This is a genomic window from Moritella sp. 36, assembly GCF_018219415.1.
Lineage (GTDB): Bacteria > Pseudomonadota > Gammaproteobacteria > Enterobacterales > Moritellaceae > Moritella.
The window spans coordinates 1,477,068-1,491,265 of sequence record NZ_CP056120.1; the positions used below are offsets into that span (position 1 = coordinate 1,477,068).

At 39.6% G+C, this 14,198-nt stretch carries 14 protein-coding genes; 12 read left to right on the plus strand and 2 right to left on the minus strand.

Annotation, left to right across the window (positions count from 1 at the left end; genetic code table 11):
• Positions 1-28: 28 nt before the first annotated feature.
• The 9 genes from btuC to nagZ all read left to right on the plus strand — a co-directional run bounded on the left by btuC (position 29) and on the right by nagZ (position 7,314).
• Positions 29-1,048 (plus strand): vitamin B12 ABC transporter permease BtuC, encoded by a 1,020-nt coding sequence (gene btuC, locus HWV03_RS06760; RefSeq protein WP_211679034.1) that lies wholly within the window; start codon positions 29-31, stop codon positions 1,046-1,048.
• A 12-nt stretch (positions 1,049-1,060) separates the two neighbouring features.
• Positions 1,061-1,876 carry an ABC transporter ATP-binding protein gene (locus tag HWV03_RS06765; protein WP_255547102.1) on the plus strand — a complete coding sequence of 272 codons (816 nt, stop codon included), beginning with the start codon at positions 1,061-1,063 and terminating at the stop codon, positions 1,874-1,876.
• 41 nt (positions 1,877-1,917) lie between these two features.
• On the plus strand, positions 1,918-2,862 hold the full coding sequence (locus HWV03_RS06770; protein WP_211679035.1) for a 1-aminocyclopropane-1-carboxylate deaminase/D-cysteine desulfhydrase: 945 nt from the start codon (positions 1,918-1,920) through the stop codon (positions 2,860-2,862).
• A 132-nt stretch (positions 2,863-2,994) separates the two neighbouring features.
• Complete coding sequence (locus tag HWV03_RS06775) at positions 2,995-3,387, plus strand: DUF2750 domain-containing protein (protein ID WP_211679036.1); 393 nt, start codon at positions 2,995-2,997, stop codon at positions 3,385-3,387.
• A gap of 52 nt (positions 3,388-3,439) precedes the next feature.
• Positions 3,440-4,312: a 6-carboxytetrahydropterin synthase gene (locus tag HWV03_RS06780; RefSeq protein ID WP_211679037.1), complete on the plus strand. Its 873-nt coding sequence runs from the start codon at positions 3,440-3,442 to the stop codon at positions 4,310-4,312.
• 226 nt (positions 4,313-4,538) lie between these two features.
• Positions 4,539-4,892, plus strand: coding sequence for an HIT domain-containing protein (locus HWV03_RS06785; RefSeq protein ID WP_211679038.1), 354 nt, complete (start codon positions 4,539-4,541; stop codon positions 4,890-4,892).
• 48 nt (positions 4,893-4,940) lie between these two features.
• A complete protein-coding gene (locus tag HWV03_RS06790; protein WP_211679039.1) occupies positions 4,941-5,432 on the plus strand; it encodes a penicillin-binding protein activator LpoB in 492 nt (163 codons plus the stop codon).
• Complete coding sequence (locus HWV03_RS06795) at positions 5,429-6,313, plus strand: phosphotransferase (protein ID WP_211679040.1); 885 nt, start codon at positions 5,429-5,431, stop codon at positions 6,311-6,313. Before HWV03_RS06790 ends, HWV03_RS06795 begins: the two co-directional genes overlap by 4 nt.
• On the plus strand, positions 6,301-7,314 hold the full coding sequence (gene nagZ / locus HWV03_RS06800; protein WP_211679041.1) for a beta-N-acetylhexosaminidase: 1,014 nt from the start codon (positions 6,301-6,303) through the stop codon (positions 7,312-7,314). Before HWV03_RS06795 ends, nagZ begins: the two co-directional genes overlap by 13 nt.
• Before the next feature lie 31 nt (positions 7,315-7,345).
• Here nagZ and HWV03_RS06805 read toward each other — a convergent pair whose 3' ends face one another.
• Together HWV03_RS06805 and HWV03_RS06810 are read right to left on the minus strand one after the other, a co-directional pair.
• Positions 7,346-9,178 carry a response regulator gene (locus HWV03_RS06805; RefSeq protein WP_211679042.1) on the minus strand — a complete coding sequence of 611 codons (1,833 nt, stop codon included), beginning with the start codon at positions 9,176-9,178 and terminating at the stop codon, positions 7,346-7,348.
• Positions 9,175-10,074, minus strand: a complete 900-nt coding sequence (locus HWV03_RS06810) for a PhnD/SsuA/transferrin family substrate-binding protein (protein WP_255547103.1) — start codon at positions 10,072-10,074, stop codon at positions 9,175-9,177. The genes HWV03_RS06805 and HWV03_RS06810 overlap by 4 nt, the downstream gene beginning before the upstream one ends.
• A 454-nt stretch (positions 10,075-10,528) precedes the next feature.
• Here HWV03_RS06810 and fabB point away from each other — a divergent pair, with 454 nt between their 5' ends.
• The 3 genes from fabB (at position 10,529) to HWV03_RS06825 (ending at position 14,060) form a co-directional block, all read left to right on the plus strand.
• Positions 10,529-11,746, plus strand: a complete 1,218-nt coding sequence (fabB, locus tag HWV03_RS06815) for a beta-ketoacyl-ACP synthase I (RefSeq protein ID WP_211674643.1) — start codon at positions 10,529-10,531, stop codon at positions 11,744-11,746.
• A 161-nt stretch (positions 11,747-11,907) separates the two neighbouring features.
• Complete coding sequence (locus tag HWV03_RS06820) at positions 11,908-13,026, plus strand: 4-phosphoerythronate dehydrogenase (RefSeq protein WP_211679043.1); 1,119 nt, start codon at positions 11,908-11,910, stop codon at positions 13,024-13,026.
• A gap of 17 nt (positions 13,027-13,043) precedes the next feature.
• The gene (locus HWV03_RS06825; RefSeq protein ID WP_211674645.1) at positions 13,044-14,060 is read left to right on the plus strand and encodes an aspartate-semialdehyde dehydrogenase; all 1,017 of its coding nucleotides are present in this window, start codon (positions 13,044-13,046) and stop codon (positions 14,058-14,060) included.
• Positions 14,061-14,198: the final 138 nt, after the last annotated feature.

Consider the following 14,198-nt stretch of genomic DNA (forward strand, 5'->3'; position numbering starts at 1 on the left):
TTTATCCTTCTATATCCTTTCTTAAATTATGATCGACCTGCTTAAGTTACAGCGTGCAAGTACACTAAAAAGTCGAAGCACTCTGATATTTTTATCTATTTGTCTTGTTGCCGTTATTTTAATTTCGCTTGTCTCAGGCCGTTTCAGTATTGGTGTTGATGATATTTTTAATGGTTTATCATCTTTACAGCAACAAGTGTTATTTGACCTACGTTTACCACGTATTGTGACTGCAATTTTAGTTGGCGCTGCGTTAGCTGTTGCCGGTTGTATCTTGCAAGTGTTACTCGCTAATTCGTTAGCAGAGCCTGGTGTTATCGGCATTTCATCGTTTGCCAGTTTGTTTGCTGTGTTATCGATTGTCTTTCTTGAGACTTTGTTTCCACAGTGGGCGGGATTACAGCATTATATTTTACCATTATCGGCTTTTATCGGGGCAAGCTTAGTCACGTATTTACTTTATCGAGTGACAAAGAATAACTTACCCACCACCAAGATCTTATTACTTGGCGTTGCGATCGGTATCTTTTCTGGCGCGATTATGACTTGGCTGTTGTATTTTTCTGATGACGGCAGTATGCGACAAATGCTGTACTGGATGATGGGAAATTTAGCGTATGGATCCGAACTTATTTATATTGCCGTTATTCCTTTGAGTTTGAGTTTTTTGTGGATCATGTGCCGTATTGATGCGCTGAACCTTTTACAGTTTGGTGAACAGGGGGCATTTCAATCGGGTATTGATGTCCCTAAATTACGTATTCAGCTTATTTTATGTGTGGCAGTACTCACTGGCGTGTCGGTATCGATGGCGGGCGTAATTAGCTTTATTGGGTTAGTGATTCCGCATATTTTACGGATATTAGTGACGAGCCAATTACGCTTTCTTGTACCTGCTTCAGCCTTGTTGGGCGCGATCTTTTTATTACTTGCGGATTTAATTGCGCGTAGTGTGTTTGCAACCGCGGAGTTACCTGTAGGGGCGATCACGGCAAGCTTAGGCGCTCCTTTTTTCATCTATTTACTATTGCGCAAGCAAGTAGCATAACAACAAAGCACTATGGATAAATTAAAAAATACGATGGGGACATCTACAATATTAACGCTAACCAATGTTAACTATCAGCAGCGATTACATGATATGAATGTATCGATAGATAAAGGGAGTTGTTTGTTTTTATTAGGGCCTAATGGCAGTGGTAAAAGTACATTACTTTCCATTTTAGCAGGTCATGAACAGGCATGCGAAGGCGCTTACTTATTAGCTGAACGTCCTATTTCGTCTTATCCTATTGCTGAGTTGGCTCGCCAGCGCGCCTGGTTACCGCAAGTATCTCCGCCACCTTTTGCCATTCCGGTTTATCAGTTTATTGCTTTGGGTTTACATCCTCTGGGTATTAGCCTTGAAGATGAACAAGCTTGTCGGGTGATAAATCAATTATTATCCCGATTAGATATAGCTAAGTTAGTTGAGCGTAATTGCGATCAACTGTCGGGTGGTGAATGGCAGCGTGTGCTTATTGCCCGTACATTAGTACAAGTATCACCGCTATTAAATCAGCAATCGATTTTATGTTTATTGGATGAACCATTAACAGGGCTTGATTTAAAGCATCAAATTGAAGTGTTGCAGATGTTAAAAGAATTTTCAGAGCAAGGTATTACGATTATTGCATCTATCCATGATCTTAACCTCGCTCTTAATCATGCTTCTGAAGTACTGCTATTAAATGCTGGCACCCTTGTTGGGCAGGGCTCTGCGAGTAAAGTGTTAACCGTAGATTCGATTAAACAAGTCTATGATGTTGATACCGAGATGCTGGCTGTTAATGGTCGCCAATTTATTGTTTCAGCAGCACTGCCTGCGTCTGTTTAACTCTTGTATCTTGAATCTAAGTTATAAACTAGGACACCACTTTGGAATTACGTAATACACCTGTCGATGACATCGAATTTTTAGGTCATCACGTTTACGTTAAACGCGATGATTTATTAGATGTGGCTTTTAGTGGTAATAAAGCACGCAAGTTTTACCATTTTTTGCAACAAGATTTATCATTGGTTGATATCTTAATTGGCCACGGTTCTGCGCAAGCTAATTCGTTATATTCTTTGTCCGTATTAGCCAAATTAAAGCAATGTCAGTTGCACTATTATGTTGATCACCTGCCTCAGTATTTGATTGATAATCCGCAAGGTAATTATCGTGCAGCCTTAGCACAGGGCGCTAAGGTTATCGTTGCTGACTCGAATAGTCTGTCTGTTATTGAGCATATACAGCAACAAGTACTACCGGCTTTAAAAACACAAGGTCAGAGCGTTGTTTTTATTCCTGAAGGTGGTCGCTGTCAATATGCGGAAACAGGATTAAAAATACTAGCAGATGAGATTATTGAGTGGGCTAAATTAAATTCGTATGCTGATATTCGTGTGGTTTTGCCTTCTGGTACTGGTACTACGGCGTTATTTTTGCAAAAACATTTGCCCTTTGAAGTACAAACTTGCGCTTGTGTTGGCGGTGATGATTATTTACAGCAGCAATTTTTTGAATTGTGTGCCGATGAATCATTACACCCAACGATTATCTCTGCAGATAAAAAGTATCATTTTGGCAAACTTTATCTGCCTTTTTATCGTATTTGGTCCGAGCTAAAGCAAATCACTCATATTGAATTTGATTTACTTTATGATCCCCTGGCTTGGTTATGTTTGCAGCGTGAATTCATCGAAGACAATGCGAATACCGAGGCGCGACTTGAAAGTGCTGATAAACGCCCCATTCTTTATATACATCAAGGCGGATTGCAGGGCAATGAAACCATGATACCGCGTTATTTGCGCAAGCTGGAATTCGCTAAATAAAATTACCTCTGTTTAACTTTACTATTATTGGTATTTATTATTGGTATTTATTATTGTGCAGCGTACAATCCGCTGCTGCTTTATTATAAACATTATTTGAAACTGCCGATGGCGGTTTCTTGAGAGAAGATTATGACATTTAAAATTCATGACAAGCAAACTGCTGAAGCAGTTGAAAAATCACCTGAAGCGCGTTTCAACTATTTCGTTTTTCGTGCCGTTAAGTCTGAAGAAGTGTGGACATTAGCAGATGCTAACGGTTTTGTTGTTAGCGAATCGGAAGGCGAACGAAGCATCCCTGTTTGGCCACATGCCGAGTTTGCAAGTGAATGGATCCAAGGCGATTGGTCTGAGTGTCAGCCGCTTAAAATTGAGATGGGTGCTTGGCGTAACAACTGGTTACCAGGTCTTGCTGCTGATGGCGTGGTTATCTCAGTATTTCCAAAAGCAGGTCAAGATGTAGTTGTTGTTGATAGTGAAGAGCTGATTGCTTCATTTAAAGATGAATACGACGCACAAAAATAGCGATAATCAATAATATAAATACTTATTTAGTTACCATAAAGGACAAATTTAGATGAAATTATTCGTCAAAGATCTTACTGTTATTGATTCTTCAGTATTGGATTATTCACGTGGCATTATTGGCCAAAGCTGGCTAGTGGATATCGTTCTGCATGGTGACTTAAATGAACAGAGTATGATCCTCGATTTTGGTATTGTGAAAAAATTGATTAAATCGACTGTTGATGAACTGGTTGATCATAAATTGATCGTACCTGCTCATGCTAAATTTTGTGATGTAATGAGCGATGGTGCATTTACGTACGTTGATGCATGGCGTGAACATAGTGAGTCAATTCATTTAGCATGCCCTGATCAAGCATTTGCATTGATTCCAGCAGAACAAATTACGCTAGCGAATTTAGAGACGTATTTAACTGAGCAGCTCATGCTACGTTTACCAAATAACGTGAAAAAGTTAGACGTTAAATTACGTGAAGAAAAAATTGATGGTGCAGAATACTGCTACAGCCATGGTTTACGTAAACACCTTGGTAACTGTCAGCGTATTGCACATGGTCACCGCTCTACAATTGAGATCTTACGTAATGATGAACCTGATCCTGCGCTTGAAGCGAGTTGGGCTGAACGTTGGAAAGATATCTATCTGGCGGAGCATTGCGATATGGTGTCGGCATCAGAGCTATCACTTTCAAGTGCGGGGATGGCGGCTTTAACGCCCGAGCATTACTGCTTTAAATATCAAGCGCCTCAAGGTGAGTTCCAACTTGCGATTAATAAATCAATTGTTGAAATTATGCCAACAGAAACGACAGTTGAAAATATTGCCCAGTATATTGCTGATACTTTAGCAAAAGATTGCAGTGATTCTCTCACTGTATTTGCTTATGAAGGTGTCGGTAAAGGTGCCATTGCTTCAGCTTAATCGGCATTAGCAATTTATAATTTCTAAATTAAAGCCCATTACAAACTACACTAAGGTGTAGGGTGTGATGGGCTTTTTTGTCGCTGCTATCTCGCGTTGAGGTCTGTTTTGGTATTGATTATTAAGTCGTTTGGGTATAGATCATGAACTATTACTGATAGTGAGTGTATTTATCGTTTTTTTCACATAGTATTGAATAACTTAATTTTGTAATGGAGCGAAAGAAATGGCGGAAGAAACGATTTTTCGTAAGATCATCGATAAAGAGATACCTGCGGACATTTTGTATCAAGATGAATTAGTGACTGCATTTCGTGATATTAGTCCAAAAGCATCAACACATGTGCTTATCATCCCAAATAAACTGATCCCGACGACTAATGATGTATGTGAAGAAGATGAATTAGCATTAGGGCGTCTCTTTATTGTGGCGAGAAAAATTGCGGAAAAAGAGGGTATTGCTGAAAATGGCTACCGTCTAATCGTTAACTGTAATAAACATGGTAGACAGGAAGTGTATCATTTACATATGCATCTTGTTGGAGGTGAACAATTGGGGGCGATGGTAACAACAAACTAGTTGTTATTCTCATCTCATAATTATCAATAGCTTTGGGGGGAGTGTTAAATGAAATGGATACTCACACTGGTTTATATATTGAGTGCGTTAGTTGTCAGTGGTTGTGCCTCACAAGCGTACAATGACAGACAAGTTATGGCGGCTCCTCTTGAAGTCATTATTGAACACCCTTTAATAACGGAAGTGCGAACGTTAAGCGGGAAACTATTACAGCAGCCCTATTTTGTTCAAGGTAGTTTTAAGCATGGGCAGCTATTATATATTACGCTTCCCAATACGACGGTAACCTTGCCTGTTACGCATAATGAATTACAACGTGCTAGCGCCGAAACATGCTCAAAACCTGATTGGTTTGATATACAAATTTTAACAGAGCAAGTATCACAGTATCACTCAGACCGGACTTATTCCGGTTATTCGCTAGTCATTTATATTTCTCAGGCTGAGAATACTAGTGATAAATATAAATTAAGTATTGAATTGATCAATAACCGTTTTAATACGGTTGAAGCCCAAGTGAGTAGCACCGTCTTTTTATGATAATTATCCCTGAGTTTGTTGTTCGTTTTAGCCCGGAGTCATTTTCTTTGCAACCTGTTGTGGGAGGTTTAAGTAACCATAATTACCGTTTGGATTTTCAACTATATGGTTTGCGTCATCGCTATTTTGTAAGACAATTTTCAGCGACTTACAATGACATGGATAATAATGTCGAGCACGAGTGTGCTGCGCAAATACAGGCCGCTGCTATTGGTTTGTCGCCAAATATTATTGCTCAATATGAGCAAGGCATCATTTGTGATTGGATCACGGGTAAACACTGGGATCTCGACGAACAAGCTCGCGATGAAAATATTGATCAAATAGCACAATTAACGGCCACGCTTCATCAACAGCCTTTACCTGCACATCACCTTAATATGGTTGAGCGGCTTCAGCATTATTATCAAACACTAAAGTCCGAATTTAAAACCGTGAGACTCGATCAGCAACTCGCACTTGTGATACATTTAATTGAACATCAGTTACCTTCAAATAGACAGGGGTTTTGTCATCACGATATGAATCCATTGAATTTTATGGTGGATGAACAAGCTAAGTTGTATTTACTGGATTGGGAATTTGCAGCCGCGGGTCATTGTGATTTTGATATTACGACATTATTTCAGACATTCGCTTGGGAGCATTCACAGCAGGTGTTGTTTTTAACGTATTACAATCATTATTACCCTGAAGCGAACGTGACATTAGAGCAATTAGCGGTAATGGCTGTTGTGGTCGAAATGATGACTTTATTGTGGTGTATCGTTATGTACCAGCAAGATAAAGATGTCACCTATTTAACCCTATGGCAGCAATCTGAACGTGCTATAGCCGATAAAATTAACAGATTGAATAAGGAATTGTTGTGGGACCAGTAGTAGTAGATGTTGATGGTTATGAATTAACGGCTGAAGATAAAGAGATCTTAGCGCACCCATTAACCGGTGGTTTGATCTTGTTTAGCCGTAATTATGGTGACCATGCTCAGTTAAATGCATTAATTAAATCAATTCGTAAAGCTGCTCACTCACAAATAGTGATAGCGGTTGATCATGAAGGTGGTCGTGTTCAACGTTTTCGTGAGCAGTTTACACGTATACCTGCAATGGGTAAAATTGCGGCGTTATATGCTGATGATCGTGAAACAGCGAAACAGTTCACCCAACAATGTGGCTGGATGTTAGCGGCAGAGTTATTGGCATTTGATATAGATTTAAGCTTTGCTCCGGTACTGGATTTAGAGCGCGGTAGTCAAGTTATTGGTGACCGTTCATTCCATGCGGATCCAAGCTGGGTAACCGATCTTTCGACGCAATTGTGCGTTGGTATGCACCAAGCTGGTATGAAAACGACAGGTAAACACTTTCCAGGACATGGCAGTGTGTTAGCTGATTCACATATTGCATTACCGATTGATGAACGCAGCTTAGCCGACATCAGCGCAACGGATTTATTGCCATTTAAATCCCTTATTGCTAATGCGCAACTTGATGCCATTATGCCTGCACATGTTATTTATCAGCAAGTTGACTCTAAAGCGGCTGGTTTCTCTCAATACTGGCTACAAACGATATTAAGAAAAGAGTTAGGCTTTAAAGGCGCTATTTTCTCTGATGACTTATCGATGCATGGCGCCAGTGTTGCGGGTAATTATTTAGAACGAGCAGAGCAGGCTATATGGGCAGGGTGTAACTTATTACTTGCGTGTAATGATCGCACTGGTGTGGAAACGTTATTAGATGGCTTGGATAATAATTTAACAACCGATGATTTTAACCTTAAGCATACGAGCAATTTTACATTACCGGAGCTTAAAAATAGCCGCTTATGGCAAGATACGGCAGCGTCGGTAGCCAAGTTTAATCAGCAATTTAGTTAATAAATGTCATTGGTTAGATTGCCGCTAATATTCAATTTAACCAATGTCGGACTTTTTTTATTAACTGGTCTTCTCGCGCAGGTTTCATCAAAAAATCATTCATACCGACTGCAAGGGTATTTTCTCGGTCCTCGGTCGTTGCGTTTGCAGTCATTGCTATAATCGGTGTGTTTGTATTTATATTAGAGGCTTGGCGTATACCTTTTGTTGCGTCAAACCCATCCATTTCGGGCATTTGTAAGTCCATTAATATTAACTCATAGCGTTGTTTCTCGCAGGCTTTAATTGCAACTAGGCCATTATTTGCGACATCCACAGTATAACCCGCACGTTGTAAAATCGTCTTGGTAATGAATTGGTTTGCCTTATTGTCCTCAACGAGAAGCAAGTGAGCAGGGGTGTCTTTTGTGACGACTGGTGCTTGAGGCATAGGTTGTTCAGTGACTGGCGCAGCCGTATTTTCTAGCTTTAATTTAATGATGAATTCACTGCCTTGATTTAATTGGCTGGTGACTGTGATGCTTCCTTTCATTAGTGTAATGAGTTGCTTTGAGATAGCAAGCCCTAAGCCCGAGCCTCCATATTCACGTGAAAAAGAGCTATCAGATTGTACGAAGTCATCAAAAATATGCTTTAGTTGATGCTCTGAGATACCAATTCCATTATCTTTGACTGTGAAACAAAGCTGTGTGTGGTTAGCCTGTTGTATTGCTTCCATCATCACATCGACTTGGCCTTGTTGCGTGAACTTAATCGCATTATTGGTTAAGTTAATGAGTACTTGGGCTAGCCTATTATCATCACCGAGTACCCATAACGGCGTTTCCGTATTACAGGTATGATTGAGTGTGATCTCTTTCTTTTGTGCTAATGGTTCAAGAACACTTGTTACATTTTGTAATATCTCTTGAAGATTAAAAGCGCGATGCTCAAGCTGTAGCTTTCCTGCTTCGATTTTTGACATATCGAGGATGTTGTTTAATAAGCCAAGTAATATATTGGCAGATTTTAGGCTAGTATCGATAAAGTGTTGTTGTTCTGCACTCATTTCACTCTTATTTAATAACGACAATGCGCCTAAAATGGCGTGCATTGGGTTTCTTATTTCATGGCTCATGGTGGCGAGAAAGGTTGATTTTGTCGTGTTAGCGTTAATGGCTTGTTCTTTTGCTATTTGTAACTGCTGTTCACGTTGTGTTTGCTTATGAGTAAACTCCTGAATAAGGTCGACAGACTCATTTAAACGGTCTAACTCATTCGTTGATACTAGCGTGATCTGTTCACCCGTGTGATGAAATTGAGATAATTGTAATAATCGGTTGTTAATGTTTGATATTGGTTTTAATACTGAAGAATGCAGTAATAGCGAAATCGTTAGTGCTAAACATAATAATATTAACGCAATGAGTAGACGTATTAAGTTCACGTGCTCTGTTATATCTTGTTGTAAACTAGCGGTACTGACAGCTATTTTCATATAGCCAAACGTTTCACCGCCAAAAGAAACTGGCTGCTGAAATACTTGGTGTTGTAAGCTTGCTTCTGGTGGTAACGTTCCCCAAGTGACCAATACTGTATGCAACTCATTATAAATGGCAAAGAATTCCACATCAGGGTAGTTTGATGATATCTGTAGCATGATAGTTTCAAGTAGCGGGATATCTTCTGTGATCAGACTATCAATGGTTGTTGCGGATAAAATATTGAATGTTTGTTGTATCTGTGAGGTTAGATTATTGGTGAGATAGTTGTATTCAAAACGCCTAGCTAGTTCTCCAGCGGCCAAACTTGTGATGAGGGTTATGCACAAGGTAGCGATTAGGATCTTGAACCAGAGTGGTAAATGCTTAATCAGTAGGGTCATTTAACTGAACTTTTATCAAAAAAACGCGTATCTTTCATTGATTGACGAATAATGTCATAGTCACTGTCATCACCGGGTAAAAACCCATTTTGACTAAATGAATTTTTATATAATGCGTTTGACTCATCACTGGCGATTAACAATGCCGATAAAGCTTGTGCTATGTCATCTTTTAATCCTGCTTTTGCCACCCAAGGTTTAGTTACATTCGGAAATCGTGCTATTTCACGTAATAATACGCCTTTACTGCGCAGTTTTTTAAATGTGCCTTCTTTTAATGCGCCTGCATCATATCGCCCAGCCGCAACCGACGCTCCAACAGCATCATGTCTATCTAAGTAGTCAAATTTGGCCAAGTCTGTCGCGTATATATGATGGTCTGCAAGGAAACTTTGTGAAAGATAACGACCAATTGTGGACTGCTCGGACCCAAATGCAAATCGTTTACCGACTAATTGCTCCGGCTTTGTTATTGGACTATCTGTTTGAACGGCAATAATGCCATAGAATAGCTTTTTTCCTTTTTTGGCTTCGATGGCAAGTAGTTGTAAATTGGCATTGGCATTTTTAGCGGTTATATATGACGCTGGACCTAAGCGAGAAAAATCAACTTTGCCAGTGGTAAGTGCATGTACACCATCATTATAGTTACTGGAAATGTGCATTTTTATATGGACTGGTTGTTTTAACTTATGTGTCATTTGCGCTTCGAGAGTATTAATAAAAGGGCGGAATTTACTGACCATAGTTGTCGGTTTATCCGAGGTATATAGACCAAAGATCAGATTGATTTCAGCTCGGCAGGAAAAACTCAATAACATGATAAGAAAGAATATTAGTGAGTGAACAAATATGGATGAAACACCTTGTAAATTAACACATGGTGGCTTTGTCATATCCTATTCCTTAGACATAATCTATTAAATTGATGTTATAGATGTCACAAAAGTGATGAGAAAAAATGATTACTATCAATGATTGTTTACACTGACTTAAATTGCCAACTTTGTATTTAATCCGAACAGCAGTGCGACGGTCATGGTTGTTTTAGCAGCAAAAGTAACAACAATCGCAGATGATTTGATCCCAAGCAATTTTTAGGCGGTGACAATCTTAGATAGCAATGGGATACTGGATGTTAACGCTTTACTATAATGAAAGTAGATAGGACTGAGGCTCTAACTGGGCGTCTAGCAGATTAAGGCTGATTTTTTTTAATATAAAAAGAATGAGTCTATAGGCTCAAAATTAATAAAACGGTCATAATTTTATCTGATTATAGGGAAAGCAGACCAGATGACGTTAAAAAATAAGTAAGAATGACGTAATAATTTTATATTAGGGAATATCATGAAAAGAGCGGTTATAACAGGTATCGGTATTGTATCAAGTATCGGTAACAACAAAGCAGAAGTATGTGAGTCACTGAAAGCAGGTAACAGCGGTATTGAATTTGCACCACAATTTGCTGAACAAAACTTACGTAGCCAAGTCTGCGGAACTGTTAATCTTGATCCTAAGGAAATCATTGATCGTAAAGCAATGCGTTTCATGGGTGATGCAGCCGCTTTCAGTTATATTGCAATGCAAGAAGCGATTGATGATTCAGGTTTAACAGAAGAGCAAGTATCTAACGTACGTACTGGCCTTATTGCAGGTTCAGGTGGTGCATCATCAAAGAACGTTGTTGATTCTGTAGATATCGCTCGTAATAAAAGTGTGAAACGTGTCGGTCCATATATGGTGACTCGTACTATGTCGAGCACGATTTCTGCTTGTCTTGCTACACCATTCAAAATTAAAGGCCCAAGCTATTCTATTACTTCTGCATGCGCAACAAGTGCGCATTGTATTGGCCATGCAGTAGAGCAAATCCAACTGGGTAAACAAGACGTTGTATTCGCTGGTGGCGGTGAAGAAATTGATTGGACTTTAGCTTTAGAGTTCGATGCAATGGGCGCATTATCAACTAAGTATAACGAAACTCCACAACAAGCATCTCGTACATATGACGCAAACCGTGATGGTTTCGTTATATCTGGTGGTGGCGGTATGGTTGTTGTTGAAGAACTTGAGCATGCACTTGCTCGTGGCGCAACTATCTATGCAGAAATTACCGGTTACGGTGCAACATCAGATGGCTATGACATGGTAGCACCGTCGGGTGAAGGTGCAGTGCGTTGTATGCAACAAGCGCTAGAAACAGTAGACGGCGAAATTGATTATCTAAATACACACGGTACATCTACACCTGTAGGTGATACAAAAGAACTTGAAGCGATTCAAGCTGTATTTGGTCATAAGTCACCTAAAATAAGTGCAACTAAAGCATTGACTGGTCACGCGTTAGGCGCTGCGGGTGTACATGAAGCCATTTATTCATTAATCATGATGGAAAACAGTTTTATTACAGCAAGTGCTAACATTCAAGACCTTGATGAAAAAGCAGAAGGTCTGGACATCGTTTCTGGTCAAGCTATTGATGCAGAGCTAACTAACGTAATGTCGAATAGCTTTGGTTTCGGTGGTACGAATGCGACGCTAGTATTTAGTAAATTTACTAAATAATAGTGTATTAAAGCGCTTAAATAAAAACGTTTAAGTGACGGTTCATTCTTCCTTGATGAAGACAATGTAAGCCCATTTATCAGATTATTGATAAATGGGCTTTTTTTTTATCTTCACAACGCGCAAAATAACCCTAGTCGTATTATTAAGGGAATACTTAAATGAAGATCGTAGTTGATGAAAATATGCCTTATGCAACCGAATTGTTTTCTCAGTTTGGTGAAGTAGTTCCTTTATCTGGCCGTACAATTCAAGCTGAGGATTTACGTGATGTAGATGCCTTGATGGTACGTTCCGTCACGCAAGTGAACAGCGAATTACTTGCTAAAGCCAATAAACTAGCGTTTGTGGGTACAGCAACGATTGGTATCGATCATTTAGACCAAGCATGCTTACAGCAACGAAATATTGAATATACTAATGCGCCTGGTTGTAATGCGGTATCTGTTGGTGATTATGTTTGCAGCGCATTATTAGTGTTAGCTGAACAGCAAAGTTTTGTATTAGCGGATAAAAAAATCGCCGTTATTGGTGTTGGTAATACAGGTTCGCAAACGGTCAGTCGACTAACGGCTCTCGGTGCTCAAGTGATGCTATGCGATCCTCCTCGCGTAGAGAAAGAAGGACTGACAGGGTTTGTTAGCTTAGAACAAGCATTACAAGCGGATATCATTTGCTTACACGTGCCATTAGTGAAAACTGGCCATAATCAAACCAAGCATCTATTAACGGCTGAATTACTGGCGGGTATAGCACCAGACGCGATCCTGATTAATAGCGGTCGTGGCGATGTGATTGATAATCAGGCACTGCTGGAATTAAAACAAGCAGGGCATGCAATGACGCTCGTACTGGATGTATGGGAAAATGAACCAACGCCATTACTTGAGTTGATCCCTTATGTTGCTATTGCTACACCACATATTGCGGGGTACAGCTTAGAAGGTAAAGCGCGTGGTACGGAGATGATTTATCAGGCGTACGCACAGTTCTTAGGCCAGAAAGCAGACCGAAGTATTAGTGATATCTTGCCTGTGCCTGCAGTCAGTCGCATTGATATTAACCAAAGTGCAGATCAAACATTCGCTAAAAATCTGGTTCATTTGGTATACGATGTTCGCCGAGATGACGCTATTTTTAGAAAGAACATAATGAAAACGGGTAGTTTTGATGAAATGCGTAAAAATTACCTAGAAAGAAGAGAATTTTCCTCATTGAGGCTAGTAAATGAGTCTCAATATGCGGTAGAGTCGTTGTATCAACTTGGGTTTGCCAAATAATTTTTTAGGAGTCGTTGATGAGTCAACTATATGATGTTGCAGTACTAGGAGCAACAGGTGCCGTAGGGCAAATGATGTTGGAAATCTTACAGGAACGTAAATTTCCAATCGGTAATATTTATCCATTAGCAAGTAGCCGTAGTGCGGGTGGTAAAATTACCTTCAATAATAAACAAGTTGAAGTATTAGATGTTGATAATTTCGATTGGACACAAGTTCAAATCGGTTTGTTCTCTGCTGGTGGTTCGGTATCAGAAAAATGGGCGCCAATCGCAGCCGATGCGGGTGTCGTTGTTATTGATAACACATCACACTTCCGTTATGACGAAGATATTCCATTAGTTGTACCAGAAGTCAACCCAGAAGCAATTGCGCAATATACAAACCGTGGCATTATCGCGAATCCAAATTGCTCAACAATTCAAATGTTAGTTGCATTAAAACCAATCCATGATGCTGTGGGTATTTCACGTATTAATGTTGCAACATACCAAGCCGTATCGGGCTCTGGTAAAAGCGCAATTGATGAACTAGCTGGTCAAACGGCAAGTTTATTAAATGCACGTGAAGTCGAAACAAAAGTATATCCAAAGCAGATCGCATTTAACGTGATCCCACAGATTGATGTGTTTACTGAAAATGGTTACACCAAAGAAGAAATGAAAATGGTGTGGGAAACACAGAAAATTTTTGGTGATGAGTACATCATGGTTAATCCAACAGCAGTACGCGTACCTGTATTTTATGGTCACTCTGAAGCGATCCATTTAGAAACTCGTACACCAATCAGTGCCGAAGAAGTACGCTCACTCATGCGTCATGCGCCTGGTGTTAAACTGATTGAAAATGAAGAAGACTATCCAACACCTATTTCTGACTCTGCTGGTCACGATGACGTGTTTGTTGGCCGTATTCGTGAAGATATCTCACACGCAAGTGGGATTAATATGTGGGTTGTAGGCGATAACATCCGTAAGGGTGCTGCAACAAACAGTGTACAAATTGCTGAAGTATTAATTCGCGATTACCTGTAAGGGTAAATTTTAGCCCTTGGCGATGAATTTATTTGAATTGCATATTTAGCACCCAATATTGGGTGCTATTTTTTTATTTGTATTTTATTTTTCTGATTTATATCATAGTTTCAATTCACAAATTTTTTTTATTGAAAT